Origin of the sequence: Stenotrophomonas maltophilia group sp. Smal13 (assembly GCF_030236855.1) — a bacterium.
GTDB classification, from domain to species: domain Bacteria; phylum Pseudomonadota; class Gammaproteobacteria; order Xanthomonadales; family Xanthomonadaceae; genus Stenotrophomonas; species Stenotrophomonas maltophilia_A.
In genome coordinates this window covers 1-23,503 of record NZ_JASJSQ010000008.1, presented here as the reverse complement: position 1 = coordinate 23,503, position 23,503 = coordinate 1, and the positions used below count along the sequence as shown (strand labels likewise).

At 64.4% G+C, this 23,503-nt stretch carries 22 protein-coding genes; 9 read left to right on the top strand and 13 right to left on the bottom strand.

Features of this window, described 5'->3' with window-relative positions; all coding sequences use genetic code 11:
- Positions 1-225: 225 nt before the first annotated feature.
- The 8 genes from QRO95_RS04585 to QRO95_RS04550 all read right to left on the bottom strand — a co-directional run bounded on the left by QRO95_RS04585 (position 226) and on the right by QRO95_RS04550 (position 8,117).
- Entirely contained in the window at positions 226-615 is a 390-nt protein-coding gene (locus QRO95_RS04585) for a Na+/H+ antiporter subunit G (protein WP_049401677.1), read from the bottom strand.
- Entirely contained in the window at positions 612-896 is a 285-nt protein-coding gene (locus tag QRO95_RS04580) for a K+/H+ antiporter subunit F (protein ID WP_005411334.1), read from the bottom strand. Before QRO95_RS04580 ends, QRO95_RS04585 begins: the two co-directional genes overlap by 4 nt.
- Positions 893-1,399: a Na+/H+ antiporter subunit E gene (locus QRO95_RS04575; protein ID WP_049401676.1), complete on the bottom strand. Its 507-nt coding sequence runs from the start codon at positions 1,397-1,399 to the stop codon at positions 893-895. Before QRO95_RS04575 ends, QRO95_RS04580 begins: the two co-directional genes overlap by 4 nt.
- Complete coding sequence (locus QRO95_RS04570; protein ID WP_049401675.1) at positions 1,396-2,931, bottom strand: monovalent cation/H+ antiporter subunit D; 1,536 nt, start codon at positions 2,929-2,931, stop codon at positions 1,396-1,398. Before QRO95_RS04570 ends, QRO95_RS04575 begins: the two co-directional genes overlap by 4 nt.
- A complete protein-coding gene (locus QRO95_RS04565) occupies positions 2,928-3,320 on the bottom strand; it encodes a Na+/H+ antiporter subunit C (protein ID WP_285301767.1) in 393 nt (130 codons plus the stop codon). Before QRO95_RS04565 ends, QRO95_RS04570 begins: the two co-directional genes overlap by 4 nt.
- Positions 3,320-6,151 carry a monovalent cation/H+ antiporter subunit A gene (locus tag QRO95_RS04560; protein ID WP_285301766.1) on the bottom strand — a complete coding sequence of 944 codons (2,832 nt, stop codon included), beginning with the start codon at positions 6,149-6,151 and terminating at the stop codon, positions 3,320-3,322. The genes QRO95_RS04565 and QRO95_RS04560 overlap by 1 nt, the downstream gene beginning before the upstream one ends.
- Before the next feature lie 333 nt (positions 6,152-6,484).
- The gene (locus QRO95_RS04555; protein ID WP_005411329.1) at positions 6,485-6,970 is read right to left on the bottom strand and encodes a DUF962 domain-containing protein; all 486 of its coding nucleotides are present in this window, start codon (positions 6,968-6,970) and stop codon (positions 6,485-6,487) included.
- A 220-nt stretch (positions 6,971-7,190) separates the two neighbouring features.
- Positions 7,191-8,117, bottom strand: a complete 927-nt coding sequence (locus QRO95_RS04550; RefSeq protein WP_032127159.1) for a phosphoribosylaminoimidazolesuccinocarboxamide synthase — start codon at positions 8,115-8,117, stop codon at positions 7,191-7,193.
- Between the two features lie 144 nt (positions 8,118-8,261).
- On the opposite strand from QRO95_RS04550, the gene QRO95_RS04545 reads away from it, so the two are divergent.
- The 4 genes from QRO95_RS04545 to yegS all read left to right on the top strand — a co-directional run bounded on the left by QRO95_RS04545 (position 8,262) and on the right by yegS (position 11,096).
- Complete coding sequence (locus QRO95_RS04545) at positions 8,262-8,591, top strand: DnaJ family molecular chaperone (RefSeq protein WP_014038745.1); 330 nt, start codon at positions 8,262-8,264, stop codon at positions 8,589-8,591.
- Positions 8,592-8,621: 30 nt separating this feature from the next.
- Complete coding sequence (gene rpe / locus QRO95_RS04540; RefSeq protein WP_032127160.1) at positions 8,622-9,296, top strand: ribulose-phosphate 3-epimerase; 675 nt, start codon at positions 8,622-8,624, stop codon at positions 9,294-9,296.
- A gap of 59 nt (positions 9,297-9,355) precedes the next feature.
- On the top strand, positions 9,356-9,838 hold the full coding sequence (locus QRO95_RS04535) for a GNAT family N-acetyltransferase (protein ID WP_032127161.1): 483 nt from the start codon (positions 9,356-9,358) through the stop codon (positions 9,836-9,838).
- Positions 9,839-10,160: 322 nt separating this feature from the next.
- Complete coding sequence (gene yegS, locus QRO95_RS04530) at positions 10,161-11,096, top strand: lipid kinase YegS (RefSeq protein WP_049401671.1); 936 nt, start codon at positions 10,161-10,163, stop codon at positions 11,094-11,096.
- Between the two features lie 15 nt (positions 11,097-11,111).
- On the opposite strand, the gene QRO95_RS04525 is transcribed toward yegS, so the two are convergent.
- A complete protein-coding gene (locus QRO95_RS04525) occupies positions 11,112-11,975 on the bottom strand; it encodes an ankyrin repeat domain-containing protein (protein WP_285301765.1) in 864 nt (287 codons plus the stop codon).
- A gap of 105 nt (positions 11,976-12,080) precedes the next feature.
- Here QRO95_RS04525 and QRO95_RS04520 point away from each other — a divergent pair, with 105 nt between their 5' ends.
- From QRO95_RS04520 to QRO95_RS04505, 4 genes are all read left to right on the top strand, one after another.
- Positions 12,081-14,438, top strand: coding sequence for an XVIPCD domain-containing protein (locus QRO95_RS04520; RefSeq protein WP_285301764.1), 2,358 nt, complete (start codon positions 12,081-12,083; stop codon positions 14,436-14,438).
- 178 nt (positions 14,439-14,616) lie between these two features.
- Positions 14,617-16,092: an anthranilate synthase component I gene (trpE, locus tag QRO95_RS04515; RefSeq protein WP_049424043.1), complete on the top strand. Its 1,476-nt coding sequence runs from the start codon at positions 14,617-14,619 to the stop codon at positions 16,090-16,092.
- A 67-nt stretch (positions 16,093-16,159) separates the two neighbouring features.
- Entirely contained in the window at positions 16,160-16,939 is a 780-nt protein-coding gene (locus tag QRO95_RS04510; protein WP_049461246.1) for an SIMPL domain-containing protein, read from the top strand.
- A 185-nt stretch (positions 16,940-17,124) separates the two neighbouring features.
- Entirely contained in the window at positions 17,125-18,405 is a 1,281-nt protein-coding gene (locus QRO95_RS04505; RefSeq protein WP_003060765.1) for a phage integrase central domain-containing protein, read from the top strand.
- An 83-nt stretch (positions 18,406-18,488) separates the two neighbouring features.
- On the opposite strand, the gene QRO95_RS04500 is transcribed toward QRO95_RS04505, so the two are convergent.
- Positions 18,489-19,136, bottom strand: coding sequence for a substrate-binding domain-containing protein (locus QRO95_RS04500; RefSeq protein WP_020307796.1), 648 nt, complete (start codon positions 19,134-19,136; stop codon positions 18,489-18,491).
- Between the two features lie 106 nt (positions 19,137-19,242).
- Here QRO95_RS04500 and QRO95_RS04495 point away from each other — a divergent pair, with 106 nt between their 5' ends.
- Entirely contained in the window at positions 19,243-19,536 is a 294-nt protein-coding gene (locus QRO95_RS04495; RefSeq protein WP_003050003.1) for a helix-turn-helix domain-containing protein, read from the top strand.
- A gap of 18 nt (positions 19,537-19,554) precedes the next feature.
- On the opposite strand, the gene QRO95_RS04490 is transcribed toward QRO95_RS04495, so the two are convergent.
- The 3 genes from QRO95_RS04490 to QRO95_RS04480 all read right to left on the bottom strand — a co-directional run bounded on the left by QRO95_RS04490 (position 19,555) and on the right by QRO95_RS04480 (position 23,448).
- Positions 19,555-20,445: a LysR family transcriptional regulator gene (locus tag QRO95_RS04490; RefSeq protein ID WP_003050005.1), complete on the bottom strand. Its 891-nt coding sequence runs from the start codon at positions 20,443-20,445 to the stop codon at positions 19,555-19,557.
- Positions 20,446-20,632: 187 nt separating this feature from the next.
- Entirely contained in the window at positions 20,633-22,150 is a 1,518-nt protein-coding gene (locus QRO95_RS04485) for a thymidine phosphorylase family protein (protein WP_020307800.1), read from the bottom strand.
- Positions 22,147-23,448 (bottom strand): MBL fold metallo-hydrolase RNA specificity domain-containing protein, encoded by a 1,302-nt coding sequence (locus QRO95_RS04480; protein ID WP_285301814.1) that lies wholly within the window; start codon positions 23,446-23,448, stop codon positions 22,147-22,149. The genes QRO95_RS04485 and QRO95_RS04480 overlap by 4 nt, the downstream gene beginning before the upstream one ends.
- Positions 23,449-23,503: the final 55 nt, after the last annotated feature.

The window sequence follows — 23,503 nt, the reverse complement described above, 5'->3', positions numbered from 1 at the left end:
GGTAGCTGCCAACCTTGGTTGGCACTCAGGGAAACAAAGCGCCGACCAAGGTCGGCCTCTACCGGGCATTGCGGTCGGTAGATCCACGCCATGCGTGTATGCGGTTGGCTCCGTACCGACCAACGGTCGGCACCCACCGGTCCACCCACCGATGATCCGGTAGCTGCCAACCTTGGTTGGCACTCGGGGAAACGAAGCGCCGACCAAGGTCGGCCTCTACCGGATTCACCGGTTCTGCGTGGTTTCTTCTTCCCGCACCGGTTCCGGCGGCGGCAGCTGCTCTTCGGCGGCCGGTTCGTTGCCGGGCAGGCTGGGGCGGGTTTCCATCAGCAGCGACAGCGCGGCCTTGGCCATCATGTGCGCGCTGATCGGTGCGGTGATGAACAGGAACACGGTGATCAGCAGCTCGCGCGGCTGCGGGTCCTGGCCGAGGAAGATGTGGTAGCACACCGAGCACACCAGCACGCAGCCCACGCCCAGCGTGCTGGCCTTGGTCGGTGCGTGCAGCCGCTTGAAGAACGTGGACAGCTTCACCAGGCCCAATGCACCGACCAGGATGAAGAAGCAGCCGAACAGCAGCAGGATCGACAGGCCGATCTGGATCGCGGTGATCATTCGACGATGTCCCGGCGCAGCACGAACTTGCTCAGCACCACGGTGCTGCCGAAGCCGAGCATGGCGATGATCAGCGCCGCCTCGAAGTAGATCGGCGAGTTGAGGTACATGCCGAACAGCATCAGCTCGGCAATCGCGGTCACCGACAGCGTGTCCAGCGCGAGGATGCGGTCGGGCACGGTCGGCCCGCGCAGCAGGCGCCAGGTGGCCAGCAGCATGGCCAGGCCGACCACGTGCATGCACACCACCAGGGTGGTCTGGATGACTTCAAAACCGGTCATGGGAAGATCTCCATCAACGGCGCCTCGTAACGGCGCTTGATCGTATCGATCAGGTCCTGTGGGTCCTCCAGGTGCAGCACGTGCACCAGCAGGAACTTGCGGTCGTCACTGAGCGCGGCCGAGACCGTGCCCGGGGTCAGCGTGATCATGCTGGTCAGCGCGGCGATGCCGTGGATGTTGGCGATGTCCAGCGGCAGCCAGATGAAGCCCGGATGGATGTTCTTCTCCGGGCCCAGCACCTGCACGGCGACGCGGATGTTGGACATCAGGATGTCCCACAGGGTCACGCACAGCAGCTTGGGCAGCGGGCGCAGGGTACCGATGCGGGCGAACTCGCGGTCCAGGCGCGCGGCGAACAGCGGCACCACCACGCCCAGCACCAGCCCCAGCACGAACTGGCCGAGGGTGAAGCTGTCGGACATCAGCAGCCAGAACGCCACCACCATGATGCTGAGCATCGGCGAGGGAATGACGCGACGGAACAGGGAGCGCTGGGCGGTCATGGCTGGCGGATCTCCGGCGTGGTCGCGCGCAACTGCTGCACGTACTCGCTGGGGTGCAGCAGCTGTGCGGCGGTGGCGTCGGTGTAGCGCATCAGTGGCGCGGCGGCCAGTGTCATGCCGATGCCGTAGGCCAGCAGGATGCAGGCCGCGTACAGCTCGACCCGGCGCAGGCGTGCCTTGCGCGGCTTCGGTGCATCGGCCTCGACCGGCGGCACGCGCCAGAACAGGCGGATGCCGCCACGGGTCAGGCCCATGATCACCAGCAGGCTGCTTACCAGCACTGCCGTCCACACCGGGGCGGTGTACTGCGCCGGCATGCCGGCCAGCAGTGCGGCCTTGGCCAGGAAGCCGGACAGCGGCGGCAGGCCGGCCACGGACACCGCGCCGATCAGGAACAGCACCGCCGGCGTTTCCTTGCCCGGCATCGGCGCGACCACTTCCTTGCGGTCGCTGGCGCCACCGCGGCGGCGGCGGATCAGGTCGGCAATCAGGAACAGTGCGGCGGCGACGAAGCTGCTGTGTGGCAGGTAGTACAGGCCGGCGGACAGCACCTGCGGCGTGCCTACCGAGAAGGCGATGAACAGCGTGGCCGCCGAGACGATTACCAGATACGAGATCAGCACGCGCAGGCGGGTCGCGGCCAGCGCACCGAGGCCGCCAAGCACCAGCGTTGCCACGCCGGCCCACAGCAGCCAGTCGCGGCCATAGCCGGCCATCGCACCGGCATCGTCGCCGAACCACAGCATCTGGATGCGCAGCACCGAGTACAGGCCGACCTTGGTCATGATCGCGAACAGGGCGGCCACGGCGGCCGGTGCGCGCGAATAGGCTTCCGGCAGCCACAGGTACAGCGGCATCAGTGCAGCCTTGGCGCAGAACACCAGCAGCAACAGGCCCATCGTGGCCTTTACCAGCGTCAGCTGCGCCGGCGGCACCTCGGCAATGCGCTGCGACAGCTCGGCCATGTTCAGCGAGCCCAGCGAGGCGTACAGCAGGCCCAGTGCGATCAGGAACAGGGTCGAGGCGGTGACGTTGAACACCACGTAGTGCAGGCCGATGCGCATGCGCAGGCCGCGGCCGCCACTGAGCAGCAGGCCGTAGGAGGCGATCAGCATCACCTCGAAGAACACGAACAGGTTGAAGATGTCGCCGGTCAGGAATGCGCCATTCAGGCCGACCAGCTGGAACTGGAACAGTGCATGGAAGTGTGGTGCGCGACGGTCCCAGCCCGAGCAGGCATGCAGCAGGCAGGGAATGGCCAGCAGCAGGGTGGTCAGCAGCATCCACGCCGACAGCCGGTCGGCCACCAGCGCGATGCCCAGACGCGACGGCCAGTCGCCGAGCAGGTAGACGTTGATCTCACCAGTGGCGGTGGCGGCAAACAGCAGGCCCACCGCCAGCGCCAGCGCCGACAGCGCAGTCCAGGCCACCGCGCGCTGCACCTTGGGGCCATACCGGCGGTGTTCGACGAACAGCGACAGTGCAGCACCCAGCAGCGGAATCAGGATGGGCAGGATCACCAGGTGGTTCATGCGCGGTCCTCGCCCTGGCGCGGCAGCACGCTCTCATCCTGCAGGTCGTCATCCGGCTCGTGGGCGTCCACATGATCGCTGTGGTTGTCGCTGCGGCTGCGCATGGCCAGCACGATGCTGACCGCGGTCATCGCGAAGGCGATCACGATCGCGGTCAGCACCAGCGCCTGCGGCAGCGGGTCGGTGTAGTTGCCGAGGTGGCTGTCCACGCCTTCCTGCAGCACCGGCGCCTTGCCCAGCACCACGCGGCCACCGGCGAAGATCAGCAGGTTGGTCGCATAGGACAGGAAGGTCATGCCGAGGATCACGTCAAAGCTGCGCGCACGCAGCAGCAGGTAGACGCCGATCGCGGTCAGCACGCCGATCGCGGTAGCCAGGGCCAGTTCCATCAGTGCATCTCCCCGGTGCGTGCCGAACGGCGTTGCAGGTCGATCTCACCCTTGCGGGCGGTACGGGTACGCGACGGCTTGATCGTGCCCATCATCGACAGCATCAGCATGGCGCCACCGAACACCACCAGATAGACGCCGATGTCGAAGCCGATCGCACTCGCCAGCGGCACGTCGCCGATCAGCGGCAGGTGCAGGTCGAGGTGGCCGCTGGTCAGGAACGGCACGCCGAACAGCATCGACGCGCTGCCGCTGAGCAGGGCGATCAACAGGCCCATGCCGATGCAGCGGATGTAGTCGAAGCCGAAGCGCGACTCCACCGACGCGGTGCCCTGGATCACGTACTGGATCAGCAGCGGCACCGCCAGCACCAGGCCGGCGATGAAGCCACCGCCCGGCGCGTTGTGGCCGCGCAGGAACAGGAAGATCGATACGGTAAGCGTCAGCGGGAACATGATCTGCGCCAGGTCGGCCGGCACCGGCAGCTTGATCGGCGGGCCGGGCATGATCTGCTCCGGCGCCATCCGCGTGCGACGCAGCAGCGCATGCACCACCAGTGCGGCGATGCCGAACACGGTGATCTCGCCGAAGGTATCGAAGCCGCGGAAGTCGACCAGGATCACGTTGACCACGTTCTGGCCGTAGGCCTCGGGCAGGGCGCGGGCGAGCAGCTCGCCGGCCATGGTGTTCGGCGGCAGCGTCATCGCCGAATAGGCCAGTGCACCCAGGCCGGCGCCGGCGATGATCGCGATCACCGCATCGCGGCGCTTGCGCCAGCGCGGCCGCTCCGGCCCGGACTGCGCGGGCAGGTAGTTCATGCCCAGCAGCATCAGCACCAGGGTCACCATCTCCACCAGCAGCTGGGTCAGCGCCAGGTCCGGTGCGGACAGGAACACGAAGGTCAGCGCCACCATCAGGCCGACGCCGCCAACCAGCAGCACTGCCAGCAGGCGCTGCTTGTAGACACGGAGGGTGGCAACGGCGCAGGCCATCATCACCAGCCACAGCACCCAGCCCAGCAGCGGGATCGGCTGCGGCGCGGTCCAGTTCGGCGAGGCCGGGTTGGCCACGAACGGCGCGGCGGCGACCGCGATCGCCACCAGCACCAGGCCCAGCAGCATGCGCTGCAGGCTGCCATTGGCGATGCCGTTGGTCAGGCGCATGGCCAGCGCGGAAAGGGCATCCAGCTGCGCATGGAACACGTTGCGGCCGGTGGTGCGGGTTTCCACCCCGTGCAGGTTGATCAGCTTGCGCAGGCCAAAGTACAGCGCCACGCCACCGACCACGCCGATCGCGCTCATCGCCAGCGGCAGGTTGAAGCCGTGCCATACGGCCAGGCTGTACTCGGGCATGGCGTTGCCGAGGATCGAGGCCGCAGCGGCATGCAGCACTGGCGCCACGGTCAGTGCCGGGGCGATGCCCACCGCCACGCAGATCACCACCAGCAGTTCCACCGGCACCTTCATCCAGCGCGGCGGCTCATGCGGCACGCGGTCGAGGTCGTGCGGGCCGGGGCCGAAGAAGGTGTCGTGCACGAAGCGCAGGCTGTAGGCCACGCCGAACACACCGGCCAGCAGCGCCGCGATCGATACGGCCGTGCGCATCGCGCCCGGGCCGCCACCGGCGGTCAGCGCTTCGGCGAACAGCATTTCCTTGGACAGGAAACCGTTGAGCAACGGGATGCCGGCCATCGCCAGCGAGGCGATGATCGCCAGCGCGCTGGTGAATGGCATCAGTTTGCGCAGGCCACCCAGCTTGCGCATGTCACGGGTGCCGGTTTCGTGGTCGATGATGCCGGCGGCCATGAACAGCGAGGCCTTGAAGGTGGCGTGGTTGAGGATGTGGAACACGCCGGCCACCACCGCCATCGGCGTGGACAGGCCGAACAGCAGGGTGATCAGGCCCAGGTGGGAAATGGTCGAGTACGCCAGCAGGCCTTTCAGGTCGTGCTGGAAGATCGCATTCCAGGCACCGATCAGCAGGGTCAGCGCGCCGATGCCGCTGACCGTGTAGAAGAACAGGTCGCTGCCGGCCAGCGCCGGGTGCAGGCGCGCCAGCAGGAACACACCGGCCTTCACCATGGTGGCCGAATGCAGGTAGGCCGAGACCGGGGTCGGTGCCGCCATTGCGTGCGGCAGCCAGAAGTGGAACGGGAACTGCGCGCTCTTGGTGAAGATGCCGGCCAGCACCAGGAACAGTGCGTACGGGTACAGCGCGCTGGCGCGGATCTGCTCGCCGGCGGCCAGCACCACGTCTAGGTCGAAGCTGCCGACGATGCGGCCGATCAGCAGCACGCCACCGAGCAGGGCCAGGCCACCGCCGCCGGTGATCACCAGCGCCATGCGTGCGCCTTCGCGGGCATCCTGGCGGTGCGACCAGAAGCCGATCAGCAGGAACGAGCTGATGCTGGTCATTTCCCAGAAGATCATCAGCAACAGCAGGTTGCCCGACAGCACCATGCCCAGCATGGCGCCCATGAACAGCAGCAGGTAGCAGTAGAAGCGGTGGGCGTTGTCCTGCTGGCTCAGGTAGTAGCGCGCATACAGCACCACCAGCGCGCCGATGCCGAGCACCAGCCCGGCGAACATCCAGGCCAGCCCGTCCAGGCGCAGGGTGAAGTCCAGACCGATCTGCGGCAGCCAAGGGACCATCGTCCGCACGACCTGGCCGTCGAGCACCGACGGGGTCAGCCAGCCGAGGATGGCCAGTCCGCCCAACGGCGCCAGCGCCGCCAGCCAGGCAGCAGTCGAGCGCGAACTACGGAGGAAGGCCGCAACAGCCGCTGCCATCAGGAACGGCAGGGCCAGCAGCAGGGGCAGGCTGGGGAGCATGCAGGGAATCCATGATTCACGAGCAGGTCAGGGAGGATAACAGGCTGCGAAATGTCGCCGAAACCCATCGAACAGCGATCAATTGCATGTAACGTCCGCTGATTCATTTTTTCTGCAGCGCAGCATCACGTTGCTGCGGTCCCTCCCCGGTTGCCCTAGGGGGACACCCTACGCCCACGCAGGGAGACCGCAGGCCCTGTCGCACAGGGGCTGCCGTCGACGGGCGGGAGGTGGGGAACGGATCACCGGTGCAGGCTGGCAGGGCCGTCGTGGAGTGCGGGTGACGGAATCTGCCCGTTCAGGAAACGAGGGGCACCGTCGGCCACGGGCAGGTCAGTAGCGCCAGTCGAGCTTGCGGTAGAACTTGGCCATCACCCAGGCCGGGCCGATCAGCAGGTAGGTCAGGTCGGTCAGGAAGCTGGGCTTGCGGCCCTCGAACTTGTGACCGATGAACTGGGCGATCCAGGCCACAACGAATACACCCACCGCCAGCCAGAACAGGTTATGCAGGCCGATCTCGGCCTCCAGCAGCCTGCACAGGCAGCCGAACACGAAGAACTGGATGAGCATGCCGATGCCCAGCGGGCGCGACAGCTTGTTGTAGAAGCACCAGGCGCTGAACATCGCGAACGCCGACCAGATGCCGTACTGGAACCAGGTGATCAGCGGCGGCAGGCACCACAGCAGGGCCACCACCGACCACAGGATTGCCGGCACCGCCACCACGTGGATGCGCTGGTTGATGACATTGCGGTGGTCGTCGGAGTAGCTGGCGAAATAGCGGTCGATCGGCCGCGCAAGCTCGGTGGATGTCTGCATGCTGCGTTGCTTCCTCGGACAACGGTAGTGCCGGCCGCTGGCCGGCAATCCAGAGCATAGCCGAGTTCGCGAGGTTGCCGGCCAGCGGCCGGCACTACCCCCAGGCAACCGTCAGTAGAGCCAGGCCATGCCTGGCTGCAGGTTCGCGAGGTTGCCGGCCAGCGGCCGGCAGTACCGCATTCAGAACGCCCCCAGCCAGACCGGCGGGGGGCGCAGGGCATCAGTCGACGCTGATCCCGGCCAGGCGCTGCAGCGCCTCGGCGTACTTGGCGCGGGTGCGCTCGATGATCTCGGCCGGGATGGTCGGGCCCGGGGCGGTCTTGCCCCAGTCCAGCGTCTCCAGGTAATCGCGCACGAACTGCTTGTCGTAGCTCGGCGGGCTGGTGCCCACTTCGTACTCGTCGGCCGGCCAGTAACGCGAGGAATCCGGCGTCAGCATCTCGTCCATGATGTACAGGCGGCCATCGGCGTCGGTACCGAACTCGAACTTGGTATCGGCCAGGATGATGCCGCGCTCGCGGGCGTACTCGGCGGCGAACTTGTAGATGCGCAGGGTGGCATCGCGCACGCGCTCGGCCATCTCGGCACCGACCTGCTTCACCATCGCATCGAAATCGATGTTCTCGTCATGGTCGCCCACGGCGGCCTTGGTCGAGGGGGTGAAGATCGGCTCGGGCAGCTGCTCGGCCTGGCGCAGGCCGTCGGGCAGGTCGATGCCGCTGACCTTGCCGGTGCGCTGGTAGTCCTTCCAGCCGCTGCCGATCAGGTAGCCGCGGGCGATCGCTTCCACCGGCACCGGCTTCAGCTTGCGGGTGACCACCGCGCGCTTGGCGTACAGGGCCGGGTCCACGCCTTCGGGCAGCACGCTGGCCACGTCGATGCCGGTCAGGTGGTTGGGCATCAGGTGCGCGGTCTTGGCGAACCAGAAGTTGGAGACCTGGCAGAGCATCTCGCCCTTGCCCGGAATCGGGTCGGGCAGGACCACGTCGAACGCCGACAGGCGATCGGTGGCCACCATCAGCAGGTAGTCGCCCGGCGGGGTCCCTGCTGGCAGCCGCTCGCGCGGGATATCGAACACATCACGCACCTTGCCGCGATGGCGCAAGGGCAGGCCGGGGAGATCGGATTGCAACAGCGTGGTTGGCACGGGCACTCCTGGGGCGTTGTCGATACGGCTGCTGCCCAACGGACCCGGCGGGCCCGCTGACCAGCGGGCGGCCTAGTGTAAAGCCGTCCGGGCCCGCTGTGACGTAAAATGAGCGTCCATTTCGTCGGTCGACCCCGGAGCGCCATGCGCTGGTACGGAAAACTGCTCGGATTCATCGCCGGCGCCCTGCTGTTCCGGCCCAATCCGCTGTTCGGCGCGGTGGTCGGCCTGTTGATCGGCCACGCCTTCGATTCGGACTGGTTCCGCCTGAACAAGGAGAACCCGTACCGGGAGCTGGGGCTGACCTCCGAGGCCACCGATGCCGAGGTCGAGCGCGCCTACCGCAGGCTGATCTCGCAGTACCACCCCGACAAGCTTGGCGGCGCCGCCCCCGAGCTGCAGCAGCAGGCCGAGCAGAAGTCGCGGCGGATCAACGCCGCCTACGACCGCATCAAGACCCTGCGCAAGCGCTGACCCTCTTTCCTACCGTTGCAAGGCCCGGCCATGTCCAACTGCCTCATCGCCCCCTCCATCCTGTCCGCCAACTTCGCCCGCCTCGGCGAGGAAGTCGACAACGTCCTCGCCGCCGGCGCGGACTGGGTCCACTTCGACGTGATGGACAACCACTACGTGCCGAACCTGACCATCGGCCCGATGGTCTGCCAGGCGCTGCGCAAGCACGGCGTGACCGCGCCGATCGACGTGCACCTGATGGTCGAGCCGGTGGACCGCATCATCCCGGACTTCGCCGAAGCCGGTGCCACCTACATCAGCTTCCACCCGGAAGCGAGCCGCCACGTGCACCGCACCATCCAGCTGATCCGCTCGCTGGGCTGCAAGCCGGGCATCGTGCTCAATCCGGCCACCCCGGTGGACATCCTCGACTGGGTGCTGGACGACCTGGATCTGGTGCTGCTGATGTCGGTCAACCCGGGCTTTGGCGGCCAGGCCTTCATTCCCTCGGCGCTGGACAAGCTGCGCGTGGTGCGCAAGATGATCGATGCCAGCGGCAAGGACATCCGCCTGGAGATCGACGGCGGCGTGAAGGCCGACAACATCGGCGAGATCGCCGCTGCCGGTGCCGACACCTTCGTTGCCGGTTCGGCCATCTTCAACGCCAAGACCAGTTACCAGGACGTGATCGCGCAGATGCGCGCGAATGTCGCTGCGGCACGCTGACAAAAAAGGGACGGAGGGGATTAAGCTCGCCTGATTCCCTCCGTCTCCCTTTTCCGCCCATGGCTCTGTTGAACATCCGTCCGGCCACTGTGGCCGATGCCGGCCTGATCCTGCATTTCATCCGCGAACTGGCCATCTACGAGAAGGCCGAGCATTCGGTGCAGACCGATGAGATCGGCATCGCCGAGAGCTTGTTCGGTGCCGATGCCACGGCGCGCGCGCTGATCTGCGAAGCCGACGGCGAGCCCATTGGTTACGCCGTGTATTTCTACAACTACTCCACCTGGTTGGGCCGCAAGGGCATCTACCTGGAAGACCTGTATGTCAGCCAGGAAAAGCGCGGCGCAGGCGCCGGCAAGGCGCTGCTGAAGTACATCGCACGCCAGGCCGTGGCCGAGGGTTGCGGTCGTTTCGAATGGTCGGTGCTGGACTGGAATACCCCGGCCATCGAGTTCTACACCGCCGCTGGCGCCACGCCGCAGGACGAGTGGACCGTGTACCGGCTGCAGGGCCAGGCATTGCACGATTTCGCCAACGGTTGAGGCGAAGTGCATCCACGCATGGCGTGGATCTACCCACCGGGTGTGTGCGAACCGCAACACTGTGGGTGCGAACCGCAGCCTGGTGGGTGCGAGCCGCAACCCGGTGGGTGCGAACCTTGGTTCGCACTCCCTACGCACCAAAAAAAAGCCACGCCAATCACTGGCGTGGCTTCGCTGCATGCGTGGGAGGCTGATCCTGCCTCCATCCGTCGTCCCTGCTATGGCCTTCCATTCTCCAGCAGCTGAATGACACCTGCGTGACATTCACTGCGGACAAACGGCGCATTGCTAGCCTGTGCCACCCCCGTCCTGGAAGCACCGCATGACCACCCCGCGCTGGCGCCTGATCCTCAACGGAAAATCCGCAGGCAATGACGAGCTGCGCGACGCGGTCGGTCATTGGCGTGGGCAGGGCGTGCAGCTGGAAGTGCGGGTGACCTGGGAAGACGGTGACGCCGAACGCTACGTGGCCGAGGCGATCGATCATGGCGTGGACGTGATCGTGGCCGCCGGTGGCGACGGCACGCTCAGCGCGGTGGCCGAGACACTGGCGCATCGTGAGGAGCCGGCAGATGCGTTGCCCTCGCTGGCGCTAATCCCGATGGGCACCGCCAACGACTTCGCGACTGCGGCCGGCATCCCGACCGAGCCGAAGGCGGCCTTGGCCTTGATCGGGCAGGCCACGCCGCATGCCATCGATCTGCTGCGCGTGGACGCCGATGGCACGCAATGGTGGTGCGCCAACCTCGCCAGCGGTGGCTTCGGCACGCAGGTGACGGTGGAGACCGATGCCGGCCTGAAGAAGATGCTGGGCGGGCTGGCCTACGTGATCACCGGCATTGCCAAGCTGGGGCGGATCGAGCCGATCCATGCGCGCCTGTCGGGCCCGGATTTCGCGTGGGAAGGCGACTTCATCGCGCTCGGCATCGGCAATGGCCGCCAGGCCGGTGGTGGCCAGCAATTGTGCCCGCAGGCGCTGATCGATGATGGGCAGCTGGACGTGACGGTGCTTCCGGAGCTGGAAGGTGAAGTCACCGCCACGCTCGGCCAGATGCTGAAGTCGGGCACCCAGGCCGCACTGGAACAGCTGGCAACGCGCGCGCGCCTGCCGTGGCTGCAGGTGGATTCCGAGCGCCCGTTGACGCTCAACCTGGACGGCGAACCGGTACAGGCGCGCCAGTTCCGCATCGCGTGCGTGCCGGGCAGGGTGCGGATGCACCTGCCCGTGGGCTGTGCCCTGTTGTCCGAGCCGCGCTGAGCCGGACCGGAAGTCCTACAACGGGGGGATGTCCTGCTCCTTCGCCGGGAAGCCGAATGCTTCGCGCTTCTCGCGGATGTACTGCGGCAGCGGCGGCCGGGCAATGCCGTGATCGATCAGCCACTGCTGGCACTTCTTCTGCCAGGGCAGCAGGTCCGGTGTGGTGATTTCCCAGTAGATGGCTTCGACCATGGCCATCCGATCGGGCGCGCCCGGTTGCGCCGATGACGGCGATGCAATCGTGGGGTCCGCGCCATGCTCAAGCAGCCAGTAGGCCTGCTCGAAGCCGCCACGGCCGGTGTACCAGCTGAGAACGGTATCGGCCTGGCCGATGTTGGATTCGTTGACGTGCGCGCCTCGCTCCACCAGCAGCTGGATGTTCTTCCACAGGTTGCCGGAAATGAAAGCCTGGAACAGCAGCGTTTCGGTGTTGGAGGTGCGCGTGTCCGGGTCGCCGCCATGATCCAGCAGCAGGGCCAGGTAGCGCGGATCGTCCATCTTCGCGGCATAGACCATGGCGTTGTTGTGGCGGAACGTCTCGCCGTCCAGCGTTTCAATACGCCGTGCATTCGGGTCGGCGCCGTTGTCGAGCATCGCGCGCAGGCCTTCCAGGTTCTGTGCGCGCAACGGCCACGCGATGAGCGGAATGCCATCCTGCTTCGAGAACTCCTTGTCGGGGTTCACGCCTTCGGTCTTGATCAGGCGCGTGATCGTCGCTGCATCACCCTGTTCGGCGGCGATGGCCAGTTCAAGTACCTTGCCCTCGAAATAGCGCTCCGCGCCATGTGAAGACGTGCGCGCGCAGGCGCTCAGCAGCATCAGCAGCATCAGCGCCAGGCAGGAAAATGGCGTAAAGGAACTGTGAGGGTGACGGTGCATGTGATCCCTTGACATGGACGCGTTCGGGGGATGATAGCGTTGGCCGTGGTCATTCCAGCAGGTCCTGGATGACCGTGTCTTCACTGATGAGCAATGGAGTCTGCCATGAGCGGTCACGATCCCGAGCAGCAGGAACGCCTGTTGCAGGCCCGCGCCAAGAGCGTCCAGGCGCAGCAGCACCTGGTCGAGCAACTGCAGGGAGGTGGACATGCCACCGAGGCGGCGCGCTTGCGCGAGACCTATCACGCCCGCGAGCTGGGTTCGCTTGCTGATGATGTGTATGCCTCGGCAAAGGGCAAAGGTGAGCCGCCGGTCGGGTGGACGCGAGCCAGTGCCGTGACCGACCCGGACACGCTCAAAGCGGCGGGCATCAGCCTGGGAGCGGCCGACCTGAAGAAGCTGATGCGGCCGAACGATTCGGGCTTCCGCGCAGAGATCTACATTCCGGACAAAAGGGTGTTCGGTGATGACGCCAAGCCGGTGCTGGTGTTCAAGGGATCAACGGGCGAAATCATCGATCCCCGGGCGAAAGGCGGGCGGCGTGAATCCGGAGGCGAGGATTTCCTCAACAATGGACGCCAGGGCGTAGGCATGCAGAGTGACTACTACGATCGGGCCATGGCACTGGCGAGTCGCTTGAAGACCTCTGGTACCCAGTTTGAACTCGCCGGTCATTCGCTTGGCGGCGGCATGGCCTCTGCCGCTTCGGCGGTTACCGGTGTACGTGCGACCACCTTCAATTCGGCCGGGCTGCATCCGGCCACCGCCGATCGCTACGCGAAATCCCACGGATTGCCGGTGTTCAACACGCGCGACACGGTGCACACCTACCAGACCTCGGGTGAAGTGCTCAACGATGTGCAGAATGGATTGAAGCGGCTCAACGAGCATCACCGGCAGGGCTTTGGCCTGTTGGCCAGCGAGACCAGCCAGCTGCTGCGTCAGCCCGGCGTGCAGCAGATGGTTACCCGCAAGCTGCAGGAGATGATGCCGGCGGGTGCGCAGACGGCCACGGCCCAGCTGGTTGACCAGCTGGCGTCGAAATCCGGGGCAGAGGCATTGCGCAATGTTCCGGTGGCCGCGGGCAGGATGGAACTGTTGCTGGACGCCAAGACCGAAGTGAACGGAAAGGTGGTGGATCGCCGCCATCGAGAAGCGCCAAGCCAGCTTGCCGAATACGGTGGCCCGCTGGCCGAGGTGCTGATCGCAGGTGCGCGCGGCATGCGTGCCGGACGGGTTGCCGGTGAACATGTCGAGCAGGTCGGCGCGCTGGCGGGCCGGGGCATGAGCTTGTCCGGCGTGGCCGTCGAGCGTGCGTCTACCCTGCAGGGAAATGCGATCGGCACCGTGGTCGACTACGGTGGCAAGAGCATGCGGGTGGGCATCGAAGGCGGTGCGACGGTCATTGCCAAGGGTCGCGAGCTGCAGGGTCTGGTCGAATCGGTCAGCCACCGCGTGCAGGCCAAGGGCAGTTACGGCTGGAACATCGGGGCCAGCGTGCTGGGTGCGCTCGGTGCCGACGACATGGCCAGACAGATGCGTGAGCACGGTGATGCGGCGCGCAATCAACACGAAACCAAGGCCCGTGAAGCCACCCGTGAAGCGGCGGCGGATGCCGGCCGCATCCGTGCCGGCGGCCATCATCTGGGCGGCCAGCTGCAGCAGGGCGTGCATGGCGTGGCCAATGGGCTGCGCAACGGCTATGCCGTGTACGGCGCGACTTTCCACATGGGCATGAACTGGAGCAGCCATCAGATCACCGGGCTGACCTCGCAGGCGCCGGCCGTGCTGGCCGGCACCGTCGGGCTGGGCGCGATGGCCAACAAGGGCATTGCCACCCACCTGCCCACGCCGGCACTGCCGCAGAACCTGGTCAACCTGGCCAAGACGTCGTGGGTGATCGGGCGCGGCAGTGCGACCATGGGGGAGTCGGTGGACCGGCATGGCATGAGCGAGACGATGAACCCCAGTCTCGACGCGGCAATCGCGAGCCAGGAGGCGGCCGCGCGCAAGCTGCTTGGACGGCCGCATGCGCAGCTGCAGGAGGGGGGCGCGAAGATACCCGCGCTGAACGATCCGGGGCACATCGATTTCCATCTGTTCAAGGGCGCGCAGACCGGCGTGCACGGCCTCGATGTGGCACATGGCCGCATCCCGAACCTGCAGAGCGATCAGCTGGCCGGGGCGTTGGCTGCGCAGGCCAAGCGCGAAGGGTTGCAGGCCATCTCCCATGTGCTGCTCAGTGACGACCGCACGCGGGCATTCGCGATCGACACCCCGGATCTGCAGGCGGCCCACCGCCGACATGCGCATGTGGACGTGGCGGCCGGCATGGCCCAGCCGCTGGCCGTGAGCACGGCGCAGGTTGACGCCCTGAACACCGGTCGCGAACAGGCGACGGCAGCCGGACTGGCCCAGCAACAGGGGCTGGAGGCCCAGGAGAACGCCCGGCGGATGGGCTAATGGCCGAATGAACCGCGACGCCGCGACGGGGTTCCCCTCCCGCCCCGGCTGCGATACAGTCAAGGGGTGTCCAGCCTGACGACCCCGCATACCCTTTCTTCCGCACGCCGTTGGTGGCGATGGTGGCCCGTTGCCGTCGTCCGCCCCCATAACGCTGTGTCCCGGAAGGAAAGTCGTCTTGAACTCGCACGCTCAGTTTCAGCTGCAGGCCGCTGAAGGCCACACCCATATTCCCGTCGTCCGTGAAGTGCTGTCCGACCTGGACACGCCGCTTTCGGTCTATCTGAAGCTCGCCGACGGCCCCAATACCTACCTGTTTGAATCCGTCGAAGGCGGCGAGCGCTTTGGTCGTTACTCGATCATCGGCCTGCCGGCGCGCCGCGTGTACGCCTTCCACGGCCACACGCTGACCGTGCGCGAGGACGGCCAGGTGGTGGACACCCGCGAGGTGGCCGACCCGTTCGCTGAAGTCGAGGCGCTGCGCAGCGCCCACTCGGTGCCGAAGCTGGAAGGCCTGCCGGGCTTCACCGGCGGCCTGGTCGGCTGGTTCGGTTTCGAGTGCATCGGCTACATCGAACCGCGCCTGGCTCCGCCGGCCGGCCGCGACGAGCTGGGCACGCCGGACATCCTGCTGCTGGACTCCAACGAGCTGGCGGTGTTCGACAACCTCAAGGGCCGGCTGTACCTGATCGTGCATGCCGACCCGCGTGTCGAGGGTGCCTTCGAGCAGGCGCAGGCGCGCCTGGATGCACTGACCGCCAAGCTGCGCGCGCCGGGTGCTGGTTATCCCGCACCGCTCAACAGCGATGTGCTGGACGAGTCCGATTTCGTCTCCGGTTTCACCCGCGAAGGCTTCGTCGATGCGGTCCAGCGCAGCAAGGAATACATCCGTGCCGGCGACATCTTCCAGGTGGTGCTGAGCCAGCGCCTGAGCGTGCCGTTCAAGGCGCGCCCGGTGGATGTGTACCGTGCGCTGCGTGCACTGAACCCGTCGCCCTACATGTATTTCCTCGATGTCGGCGACCTGCAGGTGGTCGGTTCCTCGCCGGAAATCCTGGTGCGTTTGCAGGATGGCGAAGTGACGGTGCGTCCGATCGCTGGCACCCGGCCGCGCGGTGCCACTGTCGAACAGGACCTGGCGCTGGAAGCCGAGCTGCTGGCCGATCCGAAGGAGCGCGCCGAGCACCTGATGCTGATCGACCTCGGCCGCAACGATGCTGGTCGCGTGTCCAAGGCCGGCACCGTGGAAGTGGGCGAGCAGTTCGTGATCGAGCGCTACAGCCACGTCATGCACATCGTCAGCGAAGTGACCGGGCAGCTGCAGCCGGGCCTGAGCTATGCCGACGTGCTGCGTGCCACCTTCCCGGCCGGCACGGTCAGCGGTGCGCCGAAGATCCGCGCGCTGGAAGTGATCCGCGAGCTGGAACCGATCAAGCGTAATGTCTACGCCGGCAGCATCGGCTACATCGGCTGGCACGGCGATGCCGATACCGCGATCGCGATCCGCACCGCGGTGATCAAGGATGGCCGCCTGTACGTGCAGGCCGGCGCCGGCATCGTCTACGACTCGGACCCGGACAAGGAATGGGACGAGACGATGAACAAGGGCCGCGCGCTGTTCCGCGCCGTCGCCCAGGCCGCCAAGGGCCTGTAAGCCTGCCTCGCCACGGCCGCTGCGCCGTGGTCGTTCCGCCGTTCCCGTTCAAGACAAGGAGTACCGCATGAAGCTGCTGAGCGCATTGCTGTGGTCGTCACTGCTGGCCACGATGGCCCCGTCTGCGTGGGCGCAGGCCAACACCATTCCCTCCCAGCCGCACCTGCTGGTGAAGGGCGAGGCGCGCCGCGAGGTGATGCCCGACCGGTTCGGCCTGCAGTTGAACATCGAAGAGACCGACATGGATGCCGACGCCGCGCGCCGCCGCGTGCAGGACAACGTCGCGCGCGTGCTGGCGCTGTTCAAGCAGCACAAGGCGGTGGAGGGCAGCGTGCGTGCGGACAATCTGCGGATCGGCCCGGCCACGCGCTATGAGCAGAACCGGCAGGTCTTCGTCGGCACCCGCGTGTCGCGCCAGCTGCGTGCCAGCTTCGCCAGCGTGAAGGCGATGCAGGACGTGCTGGGTGCACTGAAGGCCAACGAGAACCTGCAGGTCAGCAGCGTGGCCCCGACCTACTCGGGCGAAGTGGCGCTGCGGCGCGAACTCAAGGGTGAGGCCGCCGCGTCGACGCGCCAATCCGCGCAGGGCCTTGCCAATGCCTACGGCACGAAGCTGCGCGGGCTGTACAGCATCTCCGATGTGGCGCCGAACTTCGCCTATGGCGTGCAGGCGGGCAATTGGCCCAGAAGCGACGACATGGTGACACCGCCATCGCCGCCGTCACCTGCGGCGCAGATGGACATGATCGAGACCACCGGCTCACGCCTGCGCGAATCCATCGAAGCCGGCCCCATCACCTACACCGAAAACGTATACGCCATTTTCCTGATAAGCGACGGAACCTGACCATGTTGTGGATGATCGATAACTACGATTGAGGTCTACTGGCGTCTATCAACCTCCATGGAACAACTCTAAGTCTATGTTTTTAAAGGGTTGATCGTCCATCGAGCGATTCTGAAAGCTGGACAAATCCAGTGCTCATGTGTGTAATGGAGTGTGTAACGGGCCAAACTGGAGGCGTTATACACATGGCACTCACAGCACTCAATCTTCTCTCGGCGCGCAAAGTGGAAACGGCGCAGCCCAGGCCCAAGGTGTACCAACTCCGGGACGGAGGCAGCCTCTTTTTGCGCGTTCAGCCCAACGGCTCCAAGCTCTGGTGGTACCGCTACCGGCTGGGCGGCGCTGAACAGGTGTACTCAATCGGGGTGTACCCAAAGGTCACGCTGGAGGCAGCCCGTGCGGAACGGGACCGGGCAAAGGCGTTGGTCAAGAAGGGCCTCGACCCCATCGTGGAGAAAAAGGCGGCGATCGCCCTCCAGGCCGACACATACGAACGCACGTTCGAGACCGTTGCTCGGGAGTGGATCGTCAGCAATGCTCACTGGAGCGAGTACTACACCAACCAGGTCACCAGCTACCTTGAGAAGGATGTTTTCCCCCGGATTGGCAAGTTGCCGATCAGCAGCATCAGGGCTCCACATCTGCGCCCCATCATCAAGGATGTGGCGGCTCGTGGCGCGAAGACTGTGGCGATCCTCATCCGCCAGTGGTGTGGGCAAATCTTCAGTTATGCGGCTGCCCAAGGTCTCTGCGAATACGATCCTGCCGCCTTGCTCAAGGGACTGGTCAAGCGCCCTCAGGTCCGCCACAACCCTCCGTTGACATGGGCAGAGATCCCGGACTTTCTCAATCGTGTGGACAACGAAGGGGGTTACCAGACGACAGTCCTCGCCCTCAAGCTGATGGCTTTGACCTACGTGCGCACCGTAGAACTGCGCAAGGCCTCCTGGGAAGAGTTCGACCTGGACAACGCCATGTGGTCGATTCCGTCCGAGCGCATGAAGATGCGACGCCCCCATCTGGTTCCCCTGTCACGGCAGGCGGTGGCCGCTCTTAGGGAACTACATGCTCTAACTGGCGGCGGCAAAGTATTGTTCCCGAGCTACAGAAAGCCGGGACAAGTGATGTCGGCAACGACGCTCAATCAAGCACTCAAGCGCATGGGTTATGGCGGACGGTTTTCGTCCCATGGCTTCCGCTCGACCGCAACGACGATCCTTGGACTGTTGGGATATCCGGAGAAGCGGGTCGATCTTCAACTCGCTCATTCCAAAAAGAGCAAGGACTCATCGCGCGCGCCCTACGATCACACGAAGTTTGTGGAGTCCCGCAAGGTAATCATGCAGGACTGGGCTGACATCCTTGACTCATTGCAGGCAGGGAAACCCGTTGAAGGGGTCACGAAGGCGTTTGGCCCCATGTCGAAGCGTAGAACGGCGCTGCTCCGTGTCATAGAGCGCGAGTGATGTCTGCTGCTTGGCGAGTGGAATGCCTAATGCACGTGTAGCACCTTGAACTGAAGACGCAGAACGAGGACATTGGCACTCGACTAGGTTGGAGCATTCTTGGCGACCTGCAGTGCTCTGCGCTCGAACCGCTCTGAAACAACGTCGGCTTGTCCGCAGGGCCGCTGCAGGTGGGTCACGATCTCGTAGGGTCCGTCAGACAGCGGCCGTGTGTGAATGCCCCATCCCTGCGCATGCTCAATGCGCGATTGCGCGGATACCCCGACGCCGTAGCCGGCAGCGACCCATAGCGCGATCATCTCGAAGGAAGAGACACGCTGAATGTTCTGTTGACTCACCGCGGGAAGAGAAGGCAGCCGCTGATCCAGCAAAGGGCAATTCTCTGCAGGCCAGCGAAAGACGGAGTAGTCCAACAGTTCGGCGATCGTGAGCTTCGCCTGGTCAAGTAAGGGAAAGCGCAACGGCATGGCGACGGCCATGTTCTCGGTCCATAGAGGTTGGCTTTTCAGCGACGGATCGCTCGATCCTTCAAGCGTCATGCCCGCGTCGTAGCGGCCTTCCCGAAGTCCCGCAATCAAATCATCGGCTGTGACCTCATGAAACGAAATGGTGACTTCCGGCTCTTCCGCACGCTGCAACGCAAGCAATGCCGAAAGATGCGATGACGGTACGCCAGGCGCTATGGCAAGCCTGAAATTGGAAAAGGAAAACTGGCTGGTGGCGTCGTGCATGAGAGCCCCCACAAAGCGATCGGATCAAAAAGGCGAGCCACCATGATAGCCAAAAGAGATATCTTTAACGTGGTTAAATTCGGTCGATTGATCGACGCTTCTGGTGATGCAGAAGCGCAGCGTTCAACCGGGCCGCCCCCCTGGCACAACCACCTATGAAGCCGAGCCGGCACTGGCCTTCGGCCAAGCGGTGCGTGCTGCCCGCTTGGCGCAGGGAGTCGCTCAGGATGAATTCGCGTCCATGGCTGGTATAGCTCGCTCGCATATGGGCAAGATCGAGCGTGGGGAGCACATGCCCACGCTCGCATTGATACTGAAAATCTCCGCTGCCCTCAGCATAAGTGCGGCAGAGCTGATGAGTGCAACGGAACGCAATCTTCGTGCCGATGCCCAATCTTAAGTGGTGCGGTCCGTTGCGTCAGTCGCTCGAAGGGTCCCGGAGGCGGTCGATAAATCGCACCAGCGAAGCCGATGAGTTGCTGCTTTCGAGTCGAAGCAGGTAGGTGGTGATCACGGCTGTATCCAGCGCCAATGGACGGATCACCACGTCCGGTCGCTGGCTGACCGGAATCTTGGTCGCCGTCATGAAGCCCACGCCGTAGCCGGCACCGACCAAGGTGAGCATCATGTCCAGCGAGGAAACCTCCTCAACGACATTCAGTTTGTGTTCCTGGGTCTGCAGGAGGCGCGCCAACTCGCGGCAGTAGCCTTCGCACACCTGGGGATCGCACAGGACAAGAGGATGCCCCCGGAGTTCATGGAGTGGAACCTCCTTGTGGACGAGCAGTGCGTGCCGGGCTGGCAAGGCGACCACCAGCGGGTCCTGCCAGATAGGTTCGGCGACGATGCCATCACCGACGTCGGCGGTATGAGCGAATCCGATGCAGAAGTCGCCCGAGCGCAGGCCGCGCAACTGCTCGGCCAAAGGCACTTCGGACATCCGTATCTCGATCTCGGGTTCTTCGGCACGGCAACGGGCTAGAAACGCCGACAGCCGGGGATCGAGCGCGCCGTCGGATACGGCGATGCGCAGGCTGCCTCGCAAGCCCGCCGCGACAGCCTTGACGTTCTCGCGGGCCTGCTCCAGGACGGTGAATAGCCGGCGAGTGTCCTGCAGGAACACGGCACCCGCAGCGGTCAGTCGGGTGCCCCGGCGGTCCCGGTCGAAGAGCACAGCGCCTAACTCGTCCTCAAGCTCCTTGATGGCGCGGGACAGAGGAGGTTGCTCAATGTGAAGACGCTCAGCCGCCCGTGTGAAATGAAGTTCTTCGGCCAAAACGATAAAGCAACGCAGGTGCCGCAGTTCCATGAGCAATGTTCCTATTCAGGCGCTGACGACCTCCTTCTGTTTGCTCCACGCGATGCAGGTTGAAAACTTCTTTTAAGCGATGTTTTTTCATATGTTCTTGAGCATGAGATGTAGGCGTTCAACTTTTCCAAACGAGAGGCCGGGCTGTGTTTGACCGAGCATTCAAGAGCCCTGTTTATCCACGGCGCTAAGGTTCAATCTTTACAATGTCCCCAATGCCTTGTACGTATGCGAGTGCATAGGCCATCTCTCCAGAGGTTTGCGCATGCAAAAACATCAATGGTTGTCCGCGTGTTATCTCGTCACCTAAGCGCACCTGCAATTGAATCCCTGCGGCTGGACTCTCAGGCGCACCGGCCAATTTGGCTAAACGAGAAAGCTTACGGTTGTCGATGTGTACTGCTCGGCCTGAAGTGGTTGCCAAAAGCGGTTCGACATAGAGAGCTTGGGGCGGCTCACGAAATCCCCCCTGAGCCGCGCAGATTCTCTGAAATTTTTCCCACGCGCGGCCACTGCTGATCGTCTCATGAGCCAACCGAAGTCCCTCCCCTTCTTTGGCGACGCCGCCAAGCTCAAGCACCGCGCCCGCCACCAACGCCACGCGGTCACATAGGTCTTGCGGCGCATCCGCCTCGTTGCGCAATACGGCCAACACGTCGCGCGCCTCCAACGCCGGGCCGATACCTCTGCCGACAGGCTGATTCCCGTCTGTAAACAGGCAACGCAATACAAGGCCAAATGACGCGGCGACTTCCGAAAGGTGATGCGCAAGATGCTCGGCAGTTTCCCGGCTGCGGACTTTTGCGGTTGGCCCAACCGGAATATCGATCACGATGTGGGTCGCCCCTGCTGCAATCTTCTTGGATAACACCGAGGCAATCAGTTGTCCTTGCGTGTCGATATCCAGTTCACGCTCAATACGCACGAAGATGTCGTCCGCGGGGCTGAGGTGCATCGCGCCGCCCCACGCCACGCATCCACCCTCTTTCTCCACGACCTTTCTGAGCGTATCCAGGTCCAGGTCTACAGGAGCCAGCGTTTCCATGGTGTCCGCGGTGCCAGCGGGAGAGGTGATGGCGCGTGATGAGGTCTTGGGCATCACCAATCCATTGGCTGCGGCGATGGCAACCACCAACGGCGTGGTGCGATTTCCCGGTAATCCGCCCACGCAATGCTTGTCCACAACAATCGGAGCCTGCCATTGCAGGTGATCCCCGACATCGACCATCGCACGGGTGAGATGGATGGTCTCTTGCATATCCAGAGGCAGTACCGCCGTTGCGGTCAGGAAGGCCGAAAGTGCGACATCGGTATAGCGACCATCGACCACATCACGGACGATCGCCTGCAACTCCGTCGTTTGCAGTCGGTGGCCGTGAATTCGCGCACGCACGGCCGACAACGATTCGAGCAGCGGAGGATGCCGAACCTGCACAAGATCGCCCTCATGAATGTCCAGGGCATCCCAGGCGGCCTCGGACAGAGCGATCTGTCCGGTTTTGAGCAGATCGCTGTCGATTTGGTACAGTAGCGCTTGCACAGTGCGGTCGCCGGCAATGATCAGTACCTGTGACCGCGGTGCCAGCCCTTCGGCACGGCAGACATGGCAATCGGTACGCATCAAGACGACGGGTTGATGCTGGGCATGCAGTCGCATGCGCAATGCTTGCAAGGCGGGTGTCTGGGGCGTGATGCGGGCACTCACAGGGCGAACTCCTGGTTTTGCATGGGCACCGATGCGTGCCAATTGAGTTCGCGCTGGATACGTTCGCGCAGCGCCTCAGAGGCATCAGATTCACCGTGAACAATGAACACTCTTTCCGGCGCCTTGGTAAAGCCGCGCAGCCATCGCATCAGCTCATCGCTGTCGGCATGAGCCGACAACATCGCAAGCTCGGCGACCTCTGCCTTGATCGGCATCCAGCGTCCATGGATCTTGACTTCGCGAGCGCCCTCAAGCAGCTTGCGCCCGCGCGTACCTGCTGCTTGGAATCCAGAGAACAGCAGCGTGTTCTGATGGCTACCGCCAAACGCTTCTATGTGATGCAGCACGCGGCCGCCGGTGGCCATGCCGCTGGCGGAAATAATCACCTTGGGGTATCGATTCGCCGATAGCGCCTTGGACTCTTCAACGTCGCGCACGTATGTGACTTCTGAGAATGCCGTCTCGAAATCGTGTTGAGCGAGCTTGTGGTCGTCGGCATGGCGGTGCAGCAGCGCAGTTGCGCTGGTGGCCATGGGACTGTCCAGATAGACGGGCACGTTGCGGAGCCGACCGCGCTGTCGCAACAGCCATAGGTCATAGATCAACGACTGCGCGCGTCCTACGGCAAAAGCGGGAATCACTACGGTGCCTCCGCGGCGAGTCGTACGCTCGATGATGTCGCCTAGCGCTTCGACGGCATCGGAACGGTCATGATGACGATTGCCATAGGTGGACTCGATGATGATGTAGTCCGCTTCCGTGACGGGTTCAGGATCAGGCATGACCGCATCGTCATAGCGGCCCAGGTCGCCGGAGAACACCAAACGCTTGCCGCCGATGTCGATCTGCGCCGTCGCCGCTCCAAGAATGTGGCCGGCCCTGCGTAGAACCAGGCGTGCACCGCCCGGCAATACCGTCTCCTGATGCAGTGGCACGGGCTTGAACTGCAAGAGCGTGCGTTCGGCATCTCGGACCCGATACAGGGCAAGGGCTGGCTTGTGCTTGGAAAATCCCTTCCGGTTGGCGAACTCGGCATCCTTCTCCTGCAACCAAGCACTGTCGAGCAGGATGAGTTCGGCGACGTCCCGTGTGGCTGGCGTCGAGAAAATCTTCCCGCGGAACCCGTTCAGCACCAATCGGGGGAGATATCCACAATGATCCAGGTGCGCGTGCGTCAGTACAACCGCATCGATGTCCTTGGACTCAACGACAAGATGCTGCCAGTTCAGCTCGCGCAGGTTCTTCAGTCCTTGGAAAAGTCCGCAGTCGATCAGGATGCGGGTACTGCCATATGTGATGGGGTCTCCTCGTTTTCAGTGCAATAAGTGACGGTACGAAAAGCTAGCACTGGCG

What these genes read in the sequence shown, in the direction of transcription:
- rpe (WP_032127160.1), top strand. Translation starts at nt 8,622, where the DNA reads ATGTCCAACTGCCTCATCGCCCCCTCCATCCTGTCCGCCAACTTCGCC.
- QRO95_RS04525 (WP_285301765.1), bottom strand. Translation starts at nt 11,975, where the DNA reads ATGCACCGTCACCCTCACAGTTCCTTTACGCCATTTTCCTGCCTGGCG.
- QRO95_RS04500 (WP_020307796.1), bottom strand. Translation starts at nt 19,136, where the DNA reads ATGCACGACGCCACCAGCCAGTTTTCCTTTTCCAATTTCAGGCTTGCC.
- QRO95_RS04510 (WP_049461246.1), top strand. Translation starts at nt 16,160, where the DNA reads ATGAAGCTGCTGAGCGCATTGCTGTGGTCGTCACTGCTGGCCACGATG.
- QRO95_RS04490 (WP_003050005.1), bottom strand. Translation starts at nt 20,445, where the DNA reads ATGGAACTGCGGCACCTGCGTTGCTTTATCGTTTTGGCCGAAGAACTT.
- yegS (WP_049401671.1), top strand. Translation starts at nt 10,161, where the DNA reads ATGACCACCCCGCGCTGGCGCCTGATCCTCAACGGAAAATCCGCAGGC.
- QRO95_RS04535 (WP_032127161.1), top strand. Translation starts at nt 9,356, where the DNA reads ATGGCTCTGTTGAACATCCGTCCGGCCACTGTGGCCGATGCCGGCCTG.
- QRO95_RS04520 (WP_285301764.1), top strand. Translation starts at nt 12,081, where the DNA reads ATGAGCGGTCACGATCCCGAGCAGCAGGAACGCCTGTTGCAGGCCCGC.
- QRO95_RS04495 (WP_003050003.1), top strand. Translation starts at nt 19,243, where the DNA reads ATGCAGAAGCGCAGCGTTCAACCGGGCCGCCCCCCTGGCACAACCACC.
- QRO95_RS04580 (WP_005411334.1), bottom strand. Translation starts at nt 896, where the DNA reads ATGACCGGTTTTGAAGTCATCCAGACCACCCTGGTGGTGTGCATGCAC.
- QRO95_RS04585 (WP_049401677.1), bottom strand. Translation starts at nt 615, where the DNA reads ATGATCACCGCGATCCAGATCGGCCTGTCGATCCTGCTGCTGTTCGGC.
- QRO95_RS04565 (WP_285301767.1), bottom strand. Translation starts at nt 3,320, where the DNA reads ATGGAACTGGCCCTGGCTACCGCGATCGGCGTGCTGACCGCGATCGGC.
- QRO95_RS04560 (WP_285301766.1), bottom strand. Translation starts at nt 6,151, where the DNA reads ATGCTCCCCAGCCTGCCCCTGCTGCTGGCCCTGCCGTTCCTGATGGCA.
- QRO95_RS04575 (WP_049401676.1), bottom strand. Translation starts at nt 1,399, where the DNA reads ATGACCGCCCAGCGCTCCCTGTTCCGTCGCGTCATTCCCTCGCCGATG.
- QRO95_RS04545 (WP_014038745.1), top strand. Translation starts at nt 8,262, where the DNA reads ATGCGCTGGTACGGAAAACTGCTCGGATTCATCGCCGGCGCCCTGCTG.
- QRO95_RS04570 (WP_049401675.1), bottom strand. Translation starts at nt 2,931, where the DNA reads ATGAACCACCTGGTGATCCTGCCCATCCTGATTCCGCTGCTGGGTGCT.
- QRO95_RS04505 (WP_003060765.1), top strand. Translation starts at nt 17,125, where the DNA reads ATGGCACTCACAGCACTCAATCTTCTCTCGGCGCGCAAAGTGGAAACG.
- QRO95_RS04555 (WP_005411329.1), bottom strand. Translation starts at nt 6,970, where the DNA reads ATGCAGACATCCACCGAGCTTGCGCGGCCGATCGACCGCTATTTCGCC.